Origin of the sequence: Lentzea sp. NPDC051838 (assembly GCF_040681245.1) — a bacterium.
Taxonomy (GTDB): domain Bacteria; phylum Actinomycetota; class Actinomycetes; order Mycobacteriales; family Pseudonocardiaceae; genus Lentzea.
This window is the reverse complement of record NZ_JBFAYI010000001.1, coordinates 1,105,157-1,125,052: the sequence shown is the minus strand read 5'-3', so window position 1 is coordinate 1,125,052 and position 19,896 is coordinate 1,105,157. Positions and strand designations below refer to the sequence as shown.

Genomic DNA, 19,896 nt, shown 5'->3' with positions numbered 1-19,896 from the left:
GTTCGGTCTGCTCGAGAGGGACTCCGCCTGGTTCAGGTCGGGGTCCCTCTTGCTTTGGTCGCCCGCCCGTGACTACGGTAAGGAAATTGAACCGGTAAGAAATCTGAACCAGGAGGCGCCCGTGCTGGCTGCCGCGCAGACCGTGGCCGATCTGGCCCGTTCGGTCGCACCGAAGACGGAGGCCGGCCGGGCGCTGGCTCCTGAGCTGCTGGATCTGCTGCACTCGGAGCGGATCTTCGGACTCGGTGTGCCGCGGTCACTCGGTGGGATCGAGCGTCCGCCGGGCGAGACGCTGGCCGTTGCCGAGACGATCGCCCGAGGTGACGCTTCTGCCGGGTGGTGCGTGTCGATCGCGGCGACGAGCGGTTTGCTCGGCGCCTATCTGCCTGCCGACGGTGCTGCTGAGGTGTTCGGGGATCCCCGAACGGTTGCTGCCGGCGTGTGGGCGCCGCGCGGCCGTGGTGTCGACGCCGATGGTGGCGTGGTCGTCTCCGGCCAGTGGTCGTTCTGCTCGGGAATCGGGCACGCGTCCTGGTTGTTCGCCGGTTTCATCGACTCTTCCGGTGCGATGAAGGTGGCGGCGCTGCCGAAGTCGTCCTTGGAGGTCCTGGACACCTGGCACACGACCGGCTTGCGCGGAACCGGCAGTCACGACGCGGTGGCACGCGAGGTGTTCGTGCCTTCTTCCCGCGTTCTGTCCGTTTTGGACGGTCCGGGCGCCGACGCTCCCGCGCTCTACCGGTTCCCGATCTTCGGGTTCTTCGCGCTGTCGGTCGCGGCGGCGGCTTTGGGCAACGCTTTCGGTGCGCTGGACGACTTCGTGGCGCTCGCGGTCGATCGGTCGCCGATGGGATCCAGTCGCACTCTGGCCGAACGCCCGTCGACTCAGGCCGCGGTGGCCGAGGCGTCGGCTTCTTTGCGGGCTGCTCGGGCGTTCTTCTACTCGGCGGTGGACGAGGCCTGGGAGGCGGCGCAGGCAGGTTCGGTCTCCGTGCCGGCTCGAACAGCATTGCGTTTGGCCGCAACGCATGCGACCCGAACCGCGCGATCCGTCGTGTCGAGCCTTTACGACCTCTCGGGGGGTGGCGCGATCTACGACGGTGCGGCGGTGCAGCGGCGGTTCCGTGACGCGCACACCGCGACCGCGCATTTCCAGGTGAACCTCGCGTCCTACGAGTTGCCGGGCAAGGTGCTGCTGGGCTTGCCCGCGCAGACGGGGCAGTTGTGAACTCTGTCGGTGTAGTCACCCCGTTCTGGCTCGACCGGCCGCCGCTCGAAGCCCTGTCGGTCGCCTCGGCGGCTGACGAGGCCGGGTTCGGCATGCTCTGGATCGGTGAGATGGCGACGTTCGACGCGTTCGCGCTGGCCACCGCGGTCGGGCTGCGGACGTCGAGCATCTCGCTGGCGATCGGTCCGCTGGCCGCCGGTGTGCGGAGTCCTGTCGCTCTGGCGCTGGGACTGTCCACAGTGGTCGCGACCACCGGCCGCCGGGCTCGCTTGGCGTTGGGTGCTTCGAGTCCGCGGATCGTGTCGTCGTGGCACGGACGGCCCTTCACTCCGGTGGCTTCGGTGCGTGCTGCTGTGCGTGACACGCGGGCGTTGCTCAACGGGAACCGGATCGATGGTTTCCGGCTGCAGCAACCGGTTCCGGGTACTTCGATCTCGGTGGCGGCGTTCGGTCCGGCACTGATGCGCGTGGCTGCTTCCGAAGGCGATGAGGTGGTGCTCAACCTGGTCAGCGCCGCACACGTCGCTTCCGTTGCCCAGACGCTCCCCTCGTTGACACCCATGGCGCCACCGATCGCGGTGTGGGTTCCCGCTGCTCTCGATCCGGGGCCTGCGACTCTGACTCAGCTGCGCTCGCAGCTCGCGGTCTACCTCGGGGCGCCGGGGTATGGCGAGATGTTCATCGAACTTGGACACGATGCGCTCGTGTCGCGGGCTCGCGCCGGTGAGCCTCGTGCGTCGCTGGCGCCGGACATCCCGCTGTCGTTGCTGGAGTCTGTCGGCGCGATCGGGTCGGCTTCTTCGATCACGGCTCGTGTCGACGCCTACTTCGCGGCCGGTGCCGCACACGTCGGCTTGGTGCCCGCGACGGCCGAGGACCCAGGCGGCGAGCGGCTGCTGACTACGCTCTCCCCACTGCTGACGAAGGGGCACCGATGACCGACTCTCTGGACCGCCGGTTTCGTGGCGAGTCCGTTGGGCGAGCGCTCGACGTGGTGGGGGAGCGGTGGACGCTGCTGATCTTGCGCGAGGCCTTCTTCGGGGTGAAGCGGTACGGGCAGTTCGTGCGGAACCTGTCGATTCCGCGGCCCACGTTGTCCGCTCGGTTGAAGTCGCTGGTCGAGTTCGGACTGTTGCAGCGGGTGCCCTATGCGGAGGATCGGGAGGAGTATCGGCTCACTCCTGCCGGACTGGAGTTGTTCCCGGCGATCGTGGTCCTGATGAAGTGGGGCGATCGGTACGTTCCTGATCCCGATGGCCCGCCGGTCGTGTTGGAGCACAGCGTTTGTGGGCAGGTCGGCGATGCGTACGTGGCGTGCCGGTGTTGCGGTGAGGAGATCACCGCGCACAACGTGTCCGCTCGTTCCGGGGATTCCTCGACTCAGAAGGGCGGCAGGTCGCCCAAGACCGGTTCCGGTTCGCGGGTGTAGGTCTTCCCTGCCGGGCTGCGGAAGGTGAACCTTCCGGGCTTGCGTTGGGCTACTTCCCAGGTGGAGCGGTGTTTCACGCGGTGGTGGTAGCGGCAGAACGCACCGAGATTCGCTTCCGAGGTCGGGCCCTTGGGGAACGGGACAGTGTGGTCCAGATCCGACTCGTGCGACGGCCGCATGCAGCCTGGGAAGCGGCAGGTCCGGTCGCGCGTCCAGATGAACCTGCGCAACGCCGCCGGTGGCCGGTAGGTGCTGGTGCCGAACTCCAAGGGCTCACCTGACGTCGGCTCGGTCAGGAGCCGCCGCCAGGTCGCGTCGGCAGCAAGCTCTCGGGCCATCTCGGCGGAAATCGGCCCGTAGCCAGCCAGTTCGCCGGGCTGTTCGGACAGACCCATCAGCGTGGCGGCGGAGATGGTCACGTAGACCTCGGTCTTGACCGCGCTGGCACCGTCACGGGTCGCCAGGATCAGGTCGACCACCACGTCCGCGCGGATCTGGTCGAGCGTGCGCGGGTCCTTGGGGTTGCGGACGGCGCGGGCGATCGTGTCGACACGCTCGAAGCACTTGTGCGCCACATCCGCCGGAAGGTAGGCGAACAGCCGGGCCATGTCGTCTTCCTGCTTGTCGATCCCCGTACAACGCTCAGCCTTGCGCCGCTCCGCCCGGTCCCTGTGGCCTTCCGGATCCACACGCATCACGACACGGTTGGTGAGCTGCCGCATCTGCGCGCCGGTCTGGTTCGGCGCCTTCACCAACACCCGAGCCTCCACCTCAGCCGCGTGATCCGCCGACAGGGGCATGGTCTTGTCGTGCAGCACCCGCGCCTTGTAGAAGTCGATCTCACCCTTCTCCAGCGCGTCCACCGTCTGCGGCAACTTGGTGACCATCTCCAACGCCATGATGATCTGATCGCTGGCCCACCGCGAAGTCCACTGCATCGCGGCCGCGATCTCAGCCTCGAAGAACTCATCACCCTCACACGCAATCGCGTGGTCGGCGAGAACGTGCAGAAACTGCGCCTGATGATAGGCAATCTGCTTCTGGTGGTAAGTGAGAGCATCGATGGTCTCGACTGCTTCCATGTCCACAATTCTATTCGAGATCATTTCCGCAAATGACCAAAAGGTGTCACCCGATCAAGTGAACCAGCAGGTCAAACCCAAAACCATATGCACCGTGCGCGTCTTTCTCTCTAGACGCAACGCAACCACTAGCAACCACCTACGCAACCGGCAGAAATCGCCCGCAAATAGACCACGCCCCGCAACCACCTACGCAACCGGACCACAGAAATCCGGTCCAGCACACGCCCGACGAAGGAGGGCATGTGCTGGCTCGCCGAAGGCGCGCCTTAAAACAGGAACCCGCCCGCCAAAACGCAACCACAGACCCCAAAAGAGCGCTGCCAGCCGCTGACAGCGGTCTGTGCGCACCCTGACAGCGCCCCAGAGCACAGTCAGCCGACAGAAACACAGGGAGGAAAGAACGATGTCGCTGGCGATCAGGGCAGAGGGCCTGGTCAAGCACTACGGGACGACCAAAGCGCTGGACGGGGTCGACCTGGAGGTGCCGGAGGGGAAGGTAGTGGGCGTGCTGGGCCCGAACGGGGCAGGCAAGACCACTGCGGTGCGGGTGCTGGCGACGTTGCTGCGCCCGGACGCGGGACATGCCACGGTCGGGGGACATGACGTGGTGAAGGACCCGCGAGCAGTCCGGAAGCTGATCGGCCTGACCGGCCAGTACGCGAGCGTGGACGAGGACCTCTCCGGCACGGAGAACCTCGTCCTACTCGCCCGGTTGCTCGACTTCAGCCGTGCGGGGGCGCGGGCCAGGGCGGCCGAACTCCTGGAGCAGTTCGAGCTGACCGACGCAGCGGGGCGAGCCGCGAAGACTTACTCGGGAGGTATGCGGCGACGGCTCGACCTCGCGGCGAGCCTGGTGGGCAACCCGTCCGTGCTCTACCTGGACGAGCCCACCACCGGCTTGGACCCGCACGCGCGCAACGAAGTCTGGGCCGTGGTCCGCAAGCTCGTCGCGAACGGCGTCACCGTGCTGCTCACCACGCAGTACCTGGAGGAGGCCGACCAACTCGCGGACACGATCACGGTGTTCGACCACGGCCGGGTCGTGGCCGAGGGCAGGGCCGACGAGCTGAAGCGGCGCGTCGGCGGGCAGACGTTGCAGGTGCGACCCACATCTGCACGTGATCTCGACGTGGTGCAACGGATTCTCGGTGACCTCACCGGAACGAGGCCGACGAGGGACGACGACACCAACCTGCTCACGGCGCCGGTCAACGACCCGGTGCTGCTCTCGACGCTCGTCCGCAAGCTCGACGAAGCCGGGATCACCGCGGACGAACTGGCGCTGCGACTGCCCTCGCTCGACGAGGTGTTCTTGGCGCTGACCGGAAAGCGCGAGCCTGAAAGGAGCCTGGCATGAGCGCGATCTCGTTGGACAGGGGCGTGAGCCACGGCCTTTCGCTGGCGTGGCGCGGCATCCTGAAGATCCGCAAGAACCCCGAACAACTGGCCGACGTGACGATCGCACCGATCGTCTTCCTGGTGATGTTCACCTACCTGTTCGGCGGCGCACTGGCCGGCAACACGGACGCGTACCTGCAGATGCTGGTACCGGGCGTGCTGGTGATGAACATCCTGCAGGCCAGCATGACCGCGGGCGTGCAGCTGAACACGGACGTCTCCAAGGGCGTGTTCGACAGGTTCCGCGCCATGCCGATCGCGAGGTCGGCACCACTGATCGGCGCTGTGCTGGCGGACATCGTGCGGTACGTGGTGTGCATCGCGGTGCTGCTGGTCGTCGCGACGGTCATGGGCTTCCGAGTCCAAACCGGACCGGTCGAGCTGCTGATCGCGGTCGGCCTGGCGTTGCTGTTCGGGTTGTGCTTCTGCTGGGCGTCGGTCTTCGTGGGCATGCTGCTCAAGACGCCGGGTGCGGTGCAGGGCATGATGTTCGTGCTGATCATGCCGTTGACGTTCGGCAGCAACGTGTTCGTCGGCACCTCGACGATGCCGGGCTGGCTGAAGGCGTGGGCGGACATCAGCCCGGTCAGCCTGATGGCGGACGCGTTGCGCGGACTGCTCAACGGCGGCCCGATCGCGGGACCGCTGGCCGGTTCGCTGGTGTGGATGGTCGGCGCGGTCGTGGTGTTCTTCCCGCTGGCCACCTGGGCCTACCGCAAGCGGGTCTGACACGAGGCGGGCGTCAGGAGAGACTGACGCCCGCTTCCGCGTGGATCGCCTGCAACGCCTCGGCTTTCGTGAGCTCGAGGCGTTCCGGCGTACCGATGGCAGCTACCAGCCGTCGTACATCCGGGTCACCCAGGTCGAGCCGTCCGCGAATCAACTGGGCGAGCCCCAGCAATCGGAAAGCCGCGTCGTCCCGGCCCTGTGCGTGCCGGACGAGCGCGAGCAACTCCGTCACCGCCGCCACATCCGGCATGTCACCGCGCTCAGCGGTCGTCTTGATCGCCACCGCGATGTGCGGCTCGGCGTCCGACGGCCTGCCCTCGACGATCGCGATGCGCCCGTCGAGCATCGCGCCCCATTCGGTGACGAAGGCGCTCAGCATGGTCGACTCCGTGGCCAGCTCCTTGAAGCGAGCGCTGAACGCACGTGCCTCGGCGGCCTGCCCGGACCGCAGCACGACCTCCGCCCGCGCGTAACCGACCATGATGGCCATCTGGTCGTTCCCGATGCTCTGCACGAACTTCTCGGCCTCGGCGACCTCGCGCGCGGCCGACTCGTGGTCGCCCATCCGCGCGTACTCGACCGCGAGCCGCCACCGCTGCTGCACCGCGTCGTCCTGCGACCGCAGCTCCAGCGCGACCTCAAGACCCCTTTGATACAGCGCGATCGCGGCCTCGTTGTCGCCGGTGTGCGAGACGAACGCGGCCTTCATGCCGAGCGTCATCGCCGAACCCCACCGGTCGCCCACCGCCATGAACTGCTCGTACGCGCGATCACGAGCCACCTCGGCGGCATCGAGATCACCCTCGTCGACCAGCAGGAAGCTCAACGCCCAGTCCGCCGCCGCCCGCGACCACGCGTCCTCGCTCGCCGCCGCCCGCGCGACCTCCTGGCGTGCGAGATCCGGGTTCTGGCTGAGGAACGCGAGCATCGGCAACGCGATGGCGAGCGACGGGTACTTCTGCGTGGCACCGGTGCGCACGCAGTCCTGGATCACCCGCGCGGCCTCGGCGCTGTCCGGCAGACCGGGGATCGCGGCCATGATCAGCTGCATCGCCCTGAACGTCGCGAACAGGTCCTCCGGCAACGCGTCCCCGAGCGCCAGCACGTCGCGCACCGACAGCTCCGCGCGTTCGTTGTCGCCCTTGACCAGCCAGTACCAGAAGGTGCCGCCGAGCAGGTCCGCCGCCAGCCCGATCTCGCGGTCGTCGATCGCGCCGCGCAACGCCGCCACGATGTTGTCCTGCTCCACCTCGTACATGGAGATCGCCTCGATCTGGCGCGCCGTGCGCGTCAGCGGTTCCCACGTCTCCGTCAGATCCCGGTAGTACCGGCGGAACCGGTCGAGGATCTCGCGCTTCTCCCCGGACGCGTCGAGCTGTTCGTCCGCGTACACCCGGATCGTCTCCAGCATCCGGTACCGCGGCTCACCCTCCAGTTCGAACACGTCCACAATGGACTTCTCGACCAACGACGTGAGCACGTACAGCGCGTCCTCGTGGCACACCCTCTCGATCGCCGCGAGATCCGCACCCGACGGGAACACCGACAGCCGCCGTGCCAACTGAAGCTCTTCCGGGGTCAGCAGGTCCCAGCTCCACTCCACGACCGCGCGCAGAGTGCGCTGGCGAGGGAGTGCCGTGCGACTGCCGGAGGTCAGCAACCGGAACCTGTCGTCGAGCCGTTGCGTGATCTGCCGGACCGTCATCGACCGCAACCGCGCCGCTGCCAGCTCCAGCGCGAGCGGCATGCCGTCGAGCCTGCGGCAGATCTGGTGCACGTCGTCCGCGGTGGACTCGTCGAGCCGGAACCCGGGCTTCACGGCGTTGGCCCGGTCGAGGAACAGCCTCACCGCGCCGGATCCGGCGAGCGGGCCGACCGGGCACAACGACTCGCCGTCGATCGCGAGCGGCTCCCGGCTGGTCGCGAGCACGCGCAGGTTCGGCACGCGTCGCAGCAGATCGCCGGCGAACTCGGCGGCCGCGCTGATCAGGTGCTCGCAGTTGTCCAGCACCAGCAACGACTCGCCCGCGCCGAGCACCTCGACGATCCGCTCCATGCCCTCCGACCGCCGCCGCAACGGATCCCCGCCGAACGTCAGGTCGAACGCGCCGAGCACCGCACCCGCCAGGTCCTCAGCCGCCCGCACGCCTGCCAGCGCCGCGAACCACACGCGTCCCTTGGCGTGCAACGGATGCCGTGCCGCCGTCTCGGTCGCGAGCCGAGTCTTGCCCGCGCCACCCGGCCCGACCAGCGTCACCAGCCGAGCGCCGTCGAGCTGGTCGGTGATCTGCGCGAGCTCCTCGTCCCTGCCGACGAAACTGGTGAGCCGCACCGGCAACCGGTCGACGGCCATCTTTGGCTTGAGCTCCCCGCGCAACGCCGCGAGGTGCACGTCCTGCAGCTCCTGCGACGGATCGACGCCCAAGTCGTCGGCCAGCCTGGCCCGCACGTCCTCGTAGACCCGCAGCGCGTCGGACTGCCTTCCCTGCGCGCACAACGCCCGCATCAGCAGGCCCGCGAGCCGTTCCCGCAACGGGTGCTTCTCGTGCATCGCGGTCAGCGCGGCGACGTCGAGATCGCCGGTCTGGAAGCGCTCTTCCTCGGCCGCCAGCCGTGCTTCGTCCAGACGCGCCGCCGCCGGTGAGGCGAACGGCGCTTCCCGCACGTCGACCAGCGCGTCGCCACGCCACAGAGCGAGCGCTTCGTCGAACCGTCCGGCCGCACGCAGTCGTTCGAACCGGAAGACGTCGACGTCGTCCTGAGCGATCGCCAGCCGATACCCGCCCGGCTCCAGCGTCACGTCCGGACAGACCTTGCGCAGCCGCGACACCAGCGACTGCAGGGCGTTCGACGCGTCGGCGGGCGGCTGCTCGCCCCACAGGTCGTCGATCAGCGTCGTGGTCGCGACGGGACGGCCGGGGTCGAGCGCGAGGCGCGCCAGGAGCATGCGGACACGGGCACCACCGATGTCGACCGGTGTGCCGTCGTCGGTCTCGACCGTTGTCGGACCCAGCAATGCCACGCGCACACGTCCAGCTTTCCAGATCACGAGCGGCGATCAGGGGAGAACGTCGAGTGCACGCCTCAACGCGTCGGTGACGAGGCGCTCCATCGCGGGATCGGAGCTGCCGCGGGGAACCCGTTCGACCAGCATGATCGAGTACAGGTAGGCCTGGTAGGAGGCGAGCCTGATGCGCGCGGAATCCGTGAACTCGAAGCCGTAGCTCCCCAGGAAATCGCCGTCGTCCTCGATGGAGCCGAACAGCGCCAGCGACACGAACTCGGCCACCGGGTCGCCCCAGAACGCGCGCTCCCCGTCCACGAGACCGGTCAGGCCCGTGTCGGTGAGGACGTTGCCGTCCCAGAGGTCGAAGTGCACCAGCGAAGGACGCTTCACCTCGTCGAACACCCGCGGATCCAGCGAAATGTCCGGTAGGTCCACCCCGAACCGCACGGCGTCCGCCCTCACCGCGTCGACCATCGCGAAGAACGCCGAGGTCCACGACGTGTGCAGGCCGAGCTGCGGGTAGCCGAACCCCGGCCCGGTGACCTCGTGCAACCCCGCCACCGCCTTGCCCAGCTGCCTGCGGACCGACGCCCTGTCGACGTCGGTGCGTCCGAAGAGCGGTTGACCGGGCAGGCACGTGGTCAGGAGGGCGTCACCGGGGACCAGCGTGCGGGAGAAGTCCGTGTGCACGACCTCCGGCACCGGCGCGACCTCGTGGCCCAGGCGGCAGAACAGCGCCTCGGTGCGCATCAGATTGCGTTCGTAGGTGAGACCCGGCTGGTCGGACGGCGAGACCTTGAGCACGAAGTCGCCCTCGGGTGATGTCACCCGGTACACCGCGTTGTACGTGCCGCCGCCCAGCGGGCGCACGGTGAACTCGGTCAGGTCGGCCTCGGCCAGAATCAGCTCCACCGTCACACCGGCAATGTAATGATCGTCCGATGGAAACGTACTGGGGGACCGCCGAGAAGGCCTGGCGGTGGGTGCTCGACCAGGTCTGTTACGACGACGCGCTGTGGATACCGTCGGCCGTCGGCAGCGAACTGGAGCCCGAGTACCGCGACAGCATGTACGACGGCATCGGCGGGCTGGCGCACGTGCTGGCCGAGATCCGGTGCGTCCGGGACTGGACGCCCGAGGAGCAGAATCTCGCGGAGATCATCGCCGCGCAGGTTCGCGCGGGCATCGAGACGACCGTCGACTACTCGTTCTTCAGCGGCCTCGCCTGCACGATCGGTGTGCTGAGCGCGCTGGACGCCCCCGGTGCCGAGGCCGCGGTCGCCCGGCTGCTCGAACTGTCCACACCGGACGGATGGCCGGACGACTACTACAGCCCACCGCGCTTTCTCGACGGTGCTCGCAGCCACGACCTCACGTCGGGAACGGCGGGAGTGCTGCTGGCGGCGGTGTGGGCGCACCGTCGAGGGGTCGCTGGTGCGGACGAGCTCGCCGAGGTGGCGGCCGGGATCCTGCTGGCCGAGCGCGAAGAGACGCCGGCCGGGCTCAACTGGATCCAGGTGCCGGAGCGTTGGTGCGTGACGCAACGGCAGATGCCCAACTTCTCGCACGGCCTCTCGGGCATCGCCGCCCCGCTGGCCCTCGCCGGCGCCGAGTTCGGACGTCCTGACCTCGTCAAAGCGGCGGCCTCGGGTGCTGAACACCTCGTGGCGCTCGGTGACGTGAGCGACGGCGGCTTCCGGGCGCCGCTGCGCATCCCGTTGCTGGAGGACATGGAACCGTTCAGCTACGGCTGGTGTCACGGGCCGACCGGAACCTCGTTGCTGTGGCGGGCGCTGGAGCACGCCGGCGTCGCCGAGGTGGCCGGATCGCCGGTGGCCGAGTGGCACCGCCGGAGCCTGCACAGCATCCGCGTCTCCGGTCTGCCCGAACGCCGGTATCCGGGCTTCTGGGACAACGACGGCCGTTGCTGCGGCACGGCGGGCGTCGGTGACCGGTTGCTCGACGCCGGTGAGCACACCGACTTCGCGCTGCACCTCGCCGATGTCGTCGTCGACCGCGCGATTCCGGACGGAGCGGGGGTGTGCTGGCGGTTCGTCGAGCACAGGAACGCCGAGCCGCTGCTGCCCGCCGGCCTCGGCTGGATGCAGGGCGCGGCGGGCATCGCGGGGTTCCTGTTCCACGCAGGCCGCGTCGCTCAGGGCGACACGACCGCCGTGCCGCGCATGGACACCTGGTGGGCGCTCTAAGAAGCTTGCCAACCCAGTTCTGGGCCGAGCTTCGTCGCGATGTCGGTGAGAATCTGCACGTAGTCCTCGTGCTCGAAGCTGAACGGCAGCGCGAACGCCACCTCGTCGACCTCCTGAAACGCGAGGTGCGCGTACAGCTGCTCGGCGATCTGGGCGGACGTGCCGATCAGGTCGGGCGCGAACATGAACCGGCGCGGCCCGAACGGGGTGCGGGTGCGTTCCGTGCGCTGGTCCACGTAGTCCTGGTACTTGGCGCGCTGCTCGGGCGTCGCCGAGTCGGTCGGGATCACCACGAGACCCTGCGAGACGCGGCCGCCGCCGTTCTCGCGGAAGGTCTTGATGTGCGACAGCTGGATCTCGGCGAAGTCCTCAGACTCCTCGGCCTGCACCACGTTGCTGCACAACAGGTTCAGGCCGTTCGTGCCTGCCCACTTCGCCGACCGCAGACTGCCGCCGCCGTACCACATCCGTGAGCGCAACCCGGCCGCATGCGGTTGCACGCGGTCCGAGAACTGCTCGATGCCCCTGGTGCCGCTGAACTCCGTGACCTTCTCACCGGCGATGAAGTCGAGCAGCCGCTGCACCCGGTCGTAGCTGAAGTTCTCGACGTCGGCGGTCTCCGGGTACAGCGCGTGCTTGACGTCCTCGTAGTACATCGGCGGCCCGACGCTCACCCCGGGATTGAGCCGGCCGCCCGACAGCACGTCGACGGTCGCGAGGTCCTCGGCGAGTCGCAGCGGGTTCTCCCAGCCCAGCGGGATCACGGCGGTGCCGAGGCTGATCCTGCTGGTGCGCTGGGAGGCCGCGGCGAGGATCGCGACCGGCGACGAGATGCCGAACTGCAGGTGCCGGTGCCGCACCCACGCGCTGTCGAACCCGAGCTGTTCGCCCAGCTCGATGATCTCCAGCGTGCTGTTGTGACCGGCGCCGGGGTTGTGCTCGTCGAACAGCCCGATGGTGAGAAAACCCAGCTTCCGCAACGGCTCTGACTTCCGCGGCACGGGACGCCCTCCTCGATCAAGTCTCCTTCCGAGTTTAGGTGACGTCTCAACTAGGTCCACATGCTGGAATCAGAGCGTCTGGAACGTGACCGCGAAGCTCGCCTTCTGGGCGTGCAGGCGGTACTGCGGCAGCACGCCCGGCCCGCACGACGCCGTGCCCAGGCCGTTCTGGGCCAGGTCGAGGTTCAGGTAGACCTGGTCGCGAGGCTGGAGATCGGTGGTGTGCCGAGCGGCGTCCAGGTCCTCCGTGGTCCAGCGGCGCGCGGTGAAGTCGAACACCGGCTCGCCGCTGATCTGGACGTCGCCCAGCCGCAGCCAGCGCGCGTCGGCCCTGTTGCCGTTCTCCTGCGGGAAGACGTACGGCGTCTGGAGTGCGTCCACAGTGGACTTGAACCTGCCGATGCGCGCCGCCTGGCGGCTGTCCGCGTACACCTCACCAGGGCCCGCGCCGAACCATTCGACGGTGTCCAGGCTTCCCGGCAGTGCCAGGCGCAGGCCCAGGCGGGGGAGCGTGCACGGCCAGTCGCCGTCCGGGGTGAGGTCGACCTGGAGCCTGAGCAGGGTGTCGTCGGAGGTCCACGTGTAGTCGGCGAACATGCCGAAGCTCCAGCTCGGAGGCGCCACACGGGTGCGGACGACCAACGCCGTCTCCTGGACGTCGACCTCGATGACGCGGTGTTGCAGGCGATGCAGGCCCGCGGAGCGCCACGCTCGTTCCTCGGGGTTGTCCGAGCCGCGGTCGTTGTCGGTGGGAGCGCGCCAGAGGTCCAGGCGAGGACCTTCGACCGGGTGGTCGCCGAGCCGGATCAGACGGCCGGTGGCCGGGTCGAACTCGCCGGGACCGAGCCACAGGACGTCGCCCACGCCGACGAGCTCGACGCCGCTGATGGGGGAGACGGGCGCGGGTGAGGTGACAGCGAGCTGGCCCCAGCCGATCACGTGGCCGGCGGCGGCCCAGGAGGTCTCGTCGGCGAGAGAAGCGCGGACGGTCAGCCAGCCTTCACCGGACTGTCGAGCCGGCTCGGCAACGGGCAGAAGGGGATCGGGGTTGGTCGCGGGCAGGGTGGGGATCGGGAGGTCGGCGTGCCCTCCGGCGGACACCGCGGGCACCTCCAGCGAACCCGTCGCCACCTCGATCCCGTCGATCTCGTAGACCCAGTCGAACCGCAGGTGCTCCAGCGACACGTGGTCGTAGAAGTTCGAGATCCGGATTCCGTCGGCGGTTCCCGTGATCCGCACCGGTTCGAAGACCTTGGCGAACTCCAGCAGGCCGGGCGACGGCGTGCGGTCCGGGAACACCAGGCCGTCGATCACGAAGTTGCCGTCGTGGATCGTCTCGCCGAAGTCACCGCCGTAGGCGTAGTGATCGCCGACCTCCAGCCCGTGGTCGATCCACTCCCAGATGAACCCGCCCTGCACGGTCCGGTACCGCTCGAACAGCTCGCGGTACTCCAGCATCCCACCCGGCCCGTTGCCCATCGCGTGCGCGAACTCGCACAGCACGAACGGGATCCCGTGCCTGCGTTCGCGGCCGATGTCCTCGACCTCGGCGTGCGAGGCGTACATGCGGCTGTAGACGTCGACGTACTCGCAGTCGAAGTCGCCCTCGTAGTGCACCGGGCGCGACGGGTCGCGGTCGCGGGTCCACGCGGCCATCGCGGCGAGGTTGCGGCCGGTGTGGGACTCGTTGCCGAGCGACCACATCACGATCGACGGGTGGTTCTTGTCCCGTTCGACCATCCTTCGCATCCGGTCCAAATAGGACGATTCCCAGCGCGGGTCGTCACTCGGGTTGTTCACCCAGTCCAGCTCGCCGAAGCCGTGGGTCTCCAGGTCGCACTCGTCGATCACCCACAGGCCGTACTCGTCGCACAACTTGAGGAAGTGCGGATCGGGCGGGTAGTGGCTGGTGCGGACGGCGTTCACGTTGTGCTGCTTCATCAGGAGCACGTCGGCGAGAGCGAACTCGCGTGGCACCGCGCGACCGAACTCCGGGTGGTGCTCGTGCCGGTTCACACCGCGGAACACCACGCGCGAGCCGTTGATCGTGAGCACCCCGTCGGTGATCGCGACCGTCCGGAACCCGATCCGCACGGGCACCCACTCGACGGCGGTGTGCACGAAACCGTCGTAGAGCCTTGGACTTTCCGCACTCCACGGTTCGACCGGAACGGAGATCTCCTGACCGGGTGGGAGATCCGTGATGCCCAGGTCCGGCACCGTGACCATCGCGCCGTCGACCGACAGCGTGCCGAGGCCGGTCACGTGGTCGTAGGAGGCGTGCACCTGGTAGTCCGCGACACCGCCGCGCGGCCGAGACAACAGCCTCACCGAGCGGAAGATCCCGGACATCCACCACATGTCCTGGTCTTCGAGGTAGCTGCCGGCCGACCATTGGTGCACGCGCACCGAAAGCACGTTCCCCGTCGGTCGCACCAGGTGGCCGACCTCGAACTCCGACGGCAACCTGCTGCCGCGAGTCACGCCGAGCTCGGCGCCGTTGAGCCAGACCCGTCCGCACGAGTCGATGCCGTCGAACCGCAGCACGGCCGGTTCGTCCGAGGGCCACTCGGCGGGCAGGTCGAACGACAGCCGGTAGTCACCGGTCGGGTTCTCCGACGGCACGAACGGCGGCTCGACCGGGAACGGGTAGACCACGTTGGTGTAGGCGGGTTTGCCGTGACCCTGCAGCTGCCAGTGCCCCGGCACGGTGATCGTGCCCCAGTCGCCCTCCAGGTTGTCGGCGGCCGCGGCGGACGGCGACAGCCGGAACTCCCAGGTCCCGTCCAGCGACAGCGACGCCGCGTCCGAGGTGAAGAAGGCACGTGGCGGCAACGTCCCGGTACCGGGACCCATGTCTTCGATGTACAACTGTCAGCCCTTCAAAGCGCCGGCGGCGATGTTGCGGATGAAATGGCGTGCACCGAACAGGAACACGATGACGAGAGGCACGATCGCGACGAGCGTTCCCGCCATCACGACCGCGTAGTTCTTCAGGTACAACCCGTTGAGCTGGGACAACGCCACCTGCAGCGTCACGTTGTTCGAGTCGATCAGCACGACGAGCGGCCACAGGTAGTCGTTCCACGCGTTGATGAACGTGAAGATGCCGAGGAACGCCAAGGCCGGCCGCAACACCGGCAGGCCGATGGACCAGTAGGTGCGGAAGAAGCCCGCGCCATCAGCCCGTGCGGCCTCCAAGAGCTCGTCTGGGATCGCGCCACGGGCGTACTGGCGCATCCAGAAGATGCCGAACGCGTTGGCCGCCGCCGGGATGATCAGCGCCTTCAGGTCGCCGACCCAGCCGAGCGCGGCCATCAGGTTGAACTGCGGGATCGCCGCGAGCTGCGTCGGCACCACGAACGTCGCCAGCAGCAGTCCGAAGAGGACGTTGCTGCCGGGGAAGTCGTACTTGGCGAACGTGAAAGCGGCGAGCGAGTCGAAGAACAGCACCAGCAGCGTCGTCGCGACGGCCACGATCAACGTGTTCAGCACGGAGCCGAAGAAGTCGACCTTCGCGAACACCTCGCCGATGTTCTCGAACAGGTGCCCGCCGAACCAGAACGTCGGCGGCGACGAGTAGATGTCCGCGGTGGTGTTCGAGGCCATCACGGCGAGCTGGTAGTAGGGGAAGATCGTGATCAGCGCGCCGATCGCCAGCGCCAGCGAGGTGAGGACGCGGTTCACTCACTCGCTCCCTTCAAGCGGGGCGGGCGCTGCACGAGCCGCCAGTTGAGGATCGAGAAGAGGACGACGACCACGAAGATGCCCCACGCGATGGCGGCGCCGTAGCCGAAGTCGTTGTCCGCGAACGCGGTGTTGTAGAAGTAGAGGACCATCGTCATGCCCGCGCCCTCGGGGCCGCCGCGGTTGCCGAGCAGGATCTGCGACTCGGTGAAGATCTGCAGGCCCCCGATCGCCGACATCACGACCGAGAACAGCAACACCGGGCGCAGCAACGGAAGCGTGACGCGGAAGAACGTCTGCACGGGCCCGGCGCCGTCGAGCTTGGCGGCCTCGAACACGTCGTTCGGCAAGGACTGCAGGCCGGCCAGCAGGATGATCGCGTTGTAGCCCGTCCAGCGCCAGATGATCATCAACGAGATCGCGGTGCGGATCGCCCACGGATCGCTCAGCCACTGCACCGGATCCACGCCGACGAGACCCAGGAACCAGTTCAGGACACCGAACTCGTTGGAGAAGAACGATCCGAACACCAGCGACATCGCCACGATCGACGTGACGTTCGGCAGGAAGTACGCGATCCGCAGCGCGCCCTTGTAGCGCACCGCGGAGTTCAGGCCGAGTGCGACGAGCATCGACAGGATCAGCATCGGCACCGTCGACATCACCCAGATGAGGAACGTGTTGCCGATCGCGTCCCAGAACGCCGTGTCGGTGAGCAGGAACCGGAAGTTCTCCAGTCCCACGAACTTCATCTCGCTGACGCCGTTCCACCGCTGCAACGACAACCACAGCGAGTACAGCACCGGGTAGACGCCGAAGATCGCGAACAGCACGAAGAACGGCGCGATCGCCAGGTATTGGGGCCAGTGGCGCCTCACGCGAGCACCCCCTGCCGGCGCAGCAGCCGCTCGACAGCCGTCTCAGCGTCTTCCCAGGCCTGATCGGGATCCTTGCCCGCGCTCTCGACGTTGGTCAGCTCGTCGGTGTAGATGTCGCTGATCGAGATGTCGTAGGGCGAGAAGTAGACGGGCTGCACCTTCTCGGCGATCTTGCCGAACACCTCCATCGTCACCTGCCCGCCGAAGAACTCCTCCGGCGCGAGCGCCTGCGGGTCGTCGAACGCGGCCGGGCTCGACGGGAACAGTCCGAGCTCCTGATAGGCGGCCGCCTGATTCTCCGGCGACAGCAACCACTTCACGATCTCGTACGCGCCGTGCGGATCCGGGCAGTACTTGGTGATGGCGAGGAACGACCCGCCCTGGTTGCCGGGGCCGCCCGGCGGGCTGCACACCCGCCACTTCCCGGACGTGCCCGGCGCGGAGAGCTTGAGGTTGCCGGTGATCCAGGAGGCGTTGACGAAGCTGACCTCCTTGCCGTTGTTCCAGGCAGCGAGCCGGTCGACGCCCTCACCGGTGGCCGAGCCCGCGTAGCCGGCGGTGAGGCCCATCCGGAACGCCTGGACCGCCCGGTCCCACGCGCGTCTGACCTGTGACTGGTCGGCGAGGTAGCGGTTCTGCCGGTCGAGGTACTTCTGCTTCTCCTGCGCCAGCGAGTACGTGAACACCATCTTGGTGTCGGTGACGAGATAGCGGCCGGGGAGCTTGTCCTTGACCCGCTTGGCGAACTCGAAGTAGTCGTCCCAACTGGACAGTGCGGCGGCCACCGCCTCGGGTTCGGTCGGCAGCCCGGCCTCGCCGAAGAGGTCGTGCCGGTAGTAGAGCGCGGCCGGGCCGATGTCGATCGGGAAACCGATCTGCACCCCGTCCGGGCTGCGGCCCGCCTGCCACTTCCACGGCAGGTAGCGCGGCTCGTCCTCGCGCGCACCGAGGGCGTTGAGGTCGGCGAACCGGTCGGCGGCCGAGAAGTAGGTAGAGATGCCGTCGCCGAGCAGGGTGATGTCCGGGAGGTAGGCCTCGCCGGACAGCGCGGCGAGCAACCGCTGGTTCAGCTCGCCGCTGACCTTGGACGGCGTGAGCTTCTGCGCCGGGAAGCGCCGCACGGCGTCCGCCAGCAGCTTCTCCGACACCGAGTTCGTGCTGTACCAGAGCGTGAGGCGGCCGGGGTTGGCCGTGGTGGGGCTGCTACATGCTCCTGCACCGAGCGCGGTCGCGGCGAGTGCCGCGGTCCCGGTCAGGAACCTGCGTCGAGTCAACGTCATCGGGGACCCTCCGAGGAGCCCGTGAACGCTCCCGTGAACGTTCACGGCGTGGCGCGAAGCATGAGCCGAACGAGTGAGAGGTGTCAACCCCCGGTTACTGAATTAGCAGGTCAGGCGGATTCGCGCACGAGCAGAACCGCCTGCACGACCATCTCGTCACCCGACAGTGGCTCATCGCCGGCCATCAGCCTCGCCGCCTGCTCGACGGCGAGTGCGCCGATCCTGCGGGTGTCGAGCGCGACGGTCGTGAGAGCGGGATCGACCACCGTGCCGAGCTGGAGCCCGTCGAACCCGATCACGGCCAGGTCCCGGCCCTGTCTGCGCGTCGCACGCAGGGCACCGATCGCGATGATGTCGTTGAACGTGAAGATCGCGGTCAGGTCCGGATGGTTCGTGAGCAGCTCGGTGAGTGCCCCGGCACCTCCGTCGACCGACTGGACGGCGCCCGCGACCGCGTTGGTCGGGAGTCCGTGGGCGGCCATCGCGTCGCGGAACCACCGGTGCTTGTCGCTGGGCTCGGCGTGCGCGTGGTCGATCATGCCGATGCGCCGGTGACCCGCGGCGACGAGGTGGTCGACGGCCGCGCGGATGCCCTGCGCGCCCTCGATGCGGATCGAGCTGAACCTCGGGGCGTGGTGCTCGCGGCCGATCAGCACCACCGGAATGCCCTGGGTGTGCTGGTCGAGCTGCGTCTCCGAGAGGTTGAAGTAGCCGACCACCGCGTCGACCTGCGAGCCGATGACCCGCAGCGTGCTGAGCTCCTCGTCGACGCTGTCGGCCGTGTCGTAGATGACGACGTGCCAGCCCTTCGCGCGCGCGGCCTCCAGCGCGGCGGCGGCGACCTCGGTGAAGAACGGGTTCAGCAGATCGGGGACGACCAGGCCGATCGAGGTGGTGTCCGGACGCACCAGGCCTCTCGCGAACCGGCTCGGCCGATAGCCCAGCTCGCGCGCGGCGTCGAGCACGCGCTGCTTGGTGTCGCCGTCGATCTCGCCCTTGTCGTTGAGCGCGCGCGACACCGTCTGCCGCGATACACCGGCCGCGCTCGCGACGTCGTTGATCGTGATCCTGTGTGCCATCACGACGAAGTATGCAGCGCTTCGAGCACCGTGGTGATCGCGGCGCGCGAGTCCCGCCGCACCGCCGCCGTGATCTTCCTGGTCACCGGCAGCTCCTTGGTGACCACGTCGAACCTCGGGTCGACGGCCAGCGCGGGCAGCACCGCGACTCCCAGACCTGCCTCGACGTGCTTGAGCGTGAGCATGTAGTTGCTGAACCGGCCGGCGACCTTCGGCTCGAACCCGGCCTGGCGGCACAGGCGGGTCGCCAGGGCGGCCATGTACGAGCCGGGGACGTCGAACGCCCATGGTTCGTCCTTGCAGGCCTTGATGTCGGACTTCGGCTGGCCGGGCGGGGAGAGCAGCATGACCGGTTCCTCCGCGAGGGGCACGACGTCGATGTCCGCGGGCACCGGCAGCTCCACGAAGTCGGTCGTCGTGATGATCACGTCGACCTCGCCGGAGAGCAGCGCGGGCATGCTGGCGTGGGGTTCGAGCTCGACCAGCTCGACCTCGAGGTTCGGATGGTTCAAGCGTTGGATCGCGGGCACGGCCAGGGTGTGGATCGAGCTCTGGAATCCGCCGAGCCGGACTCGTCCGGACGGCTCTTCGTTGAGGCCGCGGAGTTCCGCCTCGACGGCGTCCATCTGGTCGAGGATCGAGCGGGCTCTCCTGGCCAGGATCAGCCCGGCCGACGTCAGCCTGACCCGTCGCCCGGTGCGTTCGAGGAGTTGGGTGTGCGTCTCGTGTTCGAGCACCGCGAGCTGCTGCGACACGCTCGACGCGCTCAGGTTCGCGGCCTGCGCGACCGCGCGAACCGTGCCCAGTGCGTCCAGCTGGCTGAGCAGTTTGAGCCGCCACGGGTTGAGCGTCATGCTGTTAAGTATTACCGAACAGCGGGCGTGGAAT

16 protein-coding genes are annotated in these 19,896 nt (G+C 68.2%); 6 read left to right on the top strand and 10 right to left on the bottom strand.

Annotated elements, in window-relative coordinates:
* The first annotated feature begins 121 nt into the window (after positions 1-121).
* The 3 genes from AB0M24_RS05135 to AB0M24_RS05125 are packed head-to-tail and all read left to right on the top strand — an operon-like array spanning position 122 to position 2,657.
* Complete coding sequence (locus AB0M24_RS05135; RefSeq protein WP_363761222.1) at positions 122-1,228, top strand: acyl-CoA dehydrogenase family protein; 1,107 nt, start codon at positions 122-124, stop codon at positions 1,226-1,228.
* On the top strand, positions 1,225-2,166 hold the full coding sequence (locus tag AB0M24_RS05130) for an LLM class F420-dependent oxidoreductase (protein ID WP_363761220.1): 942 nt from the start codon (positions 1,225-1,227) through the stop codon (positions 2,164-2,166). Before AB0M24_RS05135 ends, AB0M24_RS05130 begins: the two co-directional genes overlap by 4 nt.
* Positions 2,163-2,657, top strand: coding sequence for a helix-turn-helix domain-containing protein (locus AB0M24_RS05125; RefSeq protein WP_363761218.1), 495 nt, complete (start codon positions 2,163-2,165; stop codon positions 2,655-2,657). The genes AB0M24_RS05130 and AB0M24_RS05125 overlap by 4 nt, the downstream gene beginning before the upstream one ends.
* On the opposite strand, the gene AB0M24_RS05120 is transcribed toward AB0M24_RS05125, so the two are convergent.
* On the bottom strand, positions 2,609-3,739 hold the full coding sequence (locus AB0M24_RS05120; RefSeq protein ID WP_363761216.1) for a DUF222 domain-containing protein: 1,131 nt from the start codon (positions 3,737-3,739) through the stop codon (positions 2,609-2,611). The two genes, AB0M24_RS05125 and AB0M24_RS05120, sit on opposite strands and share 49 nt — an antisense overlap.
* A 406-nt stretch (positions 3,740-4,145) precedes the next feature.
* On the opposite strand from AB0M24_RS05120, the gene AB0M24_RS05115 reads away from it, so the two are divergent.
* Together AB0M24_RS05115 and AB0M24_RS05110 are read left to right on the top strand one after the other, a co-directional pair.
* Entirely contained in the window at positions 4,146-5,099 is a 954-nt protein-coding gene (locus AB0M24_RS05115; RefSeq protein WP_363761214.1) for an ATP-binding cassette domain-containing protein, read from the top strand.
* Entirely contained in the window at positions 5,096-5,869 is a 774-nt protein-coding gene (locus AB0M24_RS05110) for an ABC transporter permease (RefSeq protein ID WP_363761212.1), read from the top strand. The genes AB0M24_RS05115 and AB0M24_RS05110 overlap by 4 nt, the downstream gene beginning before the upstream one ends.
* A gap of 13 nt (positions 5,870-5,882) precedes the next feature.
* Here AB0M24_RS05110 and AB0M24_RS05105 read toward each other — a convergent pair whose 3' ends face one another.
* Together AB0M24_RS05105 and AB0M24_RS05100 are read right to left on the bottom strand one after the other, a co-directional pair.
* Positions 5,883-8,891 (bottom strand): BTAD domain-containing putative transcriptional regulator, encoded by a 3,009-nt coding sequence (locus AB0M24_RS05105; RefSeq protein WP_363761210.1) that lies wholly within the window; start codon positions 8,889-8,891, stop codon positions 5,883-5,885.
* Positions 8,892-8,927: 36 nt separating this feature from the next.
* The gene (locus AB0M24_RS05100) at positions 8,928-9,794 is read right to left on the bottom strand and encodes an aminoglycoside phosphotransferase family protein (protein ID WP_363761208.1); all 867 of its coding nucleotides are present in this window, start codon (positions 9,792-9,794) and stop codon (positions 8,928-8,930) included.
* Positions 9,795-9,817: 23 nt separating this feature from the next.
* Between AB0M24_RS05100 and AB0M24_RS05095 the strand changes: the two genes are divergently transcribed.
* Positions 9,818-11,083 carry a lanthionine synthetase LanC family protein gene (locus AB0M24_RS05095; RefSeq protein ID WP_363761207.1) on the top strand — a complete coding sequence of 422 codons (1,266 nt, stop codon included), beginning with the start codon at positions 9,818-9,820 and terminating at the stop codon, positions 11,081-11,083.
* On the opposite strand, the gene AB0M24_RS05090 is transcribed toward AB0M24_RS05095, so the two are convergent.
* From AB0M24_RS05090 to AB0M24_RS05060, 7 genes are all read right to left on the bottom strand, one after another.
* Entirely contained in the window at positions 11,080-12,084 is a 1,005-nt protein-coding gene (locus tag AB0M24_RS05090; protein ID WP_363761205.1) for an LLM class flavin-dependent oxidoreductase, read from the bottom strand. The two genes, AB0M24_RS05095 and AB0M24_RS05090, sit on opposite strands and share 4 nt — an antisense overlap.
* Positions 12,085-12,153: 69 nt before the next feature.
* Positions 12,154-14,955, bottom strand: coding sequence for a glycoside hydrolase family 2 TIM barrel-domain containing protein (locus AB0M24_RS05085; protein ID WP_363761203.1), 2,802 nt, complete (start codon positions 14,953-14,955; stop codon positions 12,154-12,156).
* Between the two features lie 3 nt (positions 14,956-14,958).
* A complete protein-coding gene (locus AB0M24_RS05080; protein ID WP_363761201.1) occupies positions 14,959-15,771 on the bottom strand; it encodes a carbohydrate ABC transporter permease in 813 nt (270 codons plus the stop codon).
* On the bottom strand, positions 15,768-16,649 hold the full coding sequence (locus AB0M24_RS05075) for a sugar ABC transporter permease (RefSeq protein WP_363761199.1): 882 nt from the start codon (positions 16,647-16,649) through the stop codon (positions 15,768-15,770). Before AB0M24_RS05075 ends, AB0M24_RS05080 begins: the two co-directional genes overlap by 4 nt.
* Positions 16,646-17,929, bottom strand: a complete 1,284-nt coding sequence (locus AB0M24_RS05070) for an extracellular solute-binding protein (protein WP_363761197.1) — start codon at positions 17,927-17,929, stop codon at positions 16,646-16,648. Before AB0M24_RS05070 ends, AB0M24_RS05075 begins: the two co-directional genes overlap by 4 nt.
* A 110-nt stretch (positions 17,930-18,039) precedes the next feature.
* A complete protein-coding gene (locus tag AB0M24_RS05065; RefSeq protein WP_363761195.1) occupies positions 18,040-19,008 on the bottom strand; it encodes a LacI family DNA-binding transcriptional regulator in 969 nt (322 codons plus the stop codon).
* Complete coding sequence (locus AB0M24_RS05060; protein ID WP_363761193.1) at positions 19,008-19,862, bottom strand: LysR substrate-binding domain-containing protein; 855 nt, start codon at positions 19,860-19,862, stop codon at positions 19,008-19,010. The genes AB0M24_RS05065 and AB0M24_RS05060 overlap by 1 nt, the downstream gene beginning before the upstream one ends.
* Between the last annotated feature and the right edge of the window lie 34 nt (positions 19,863-19,896).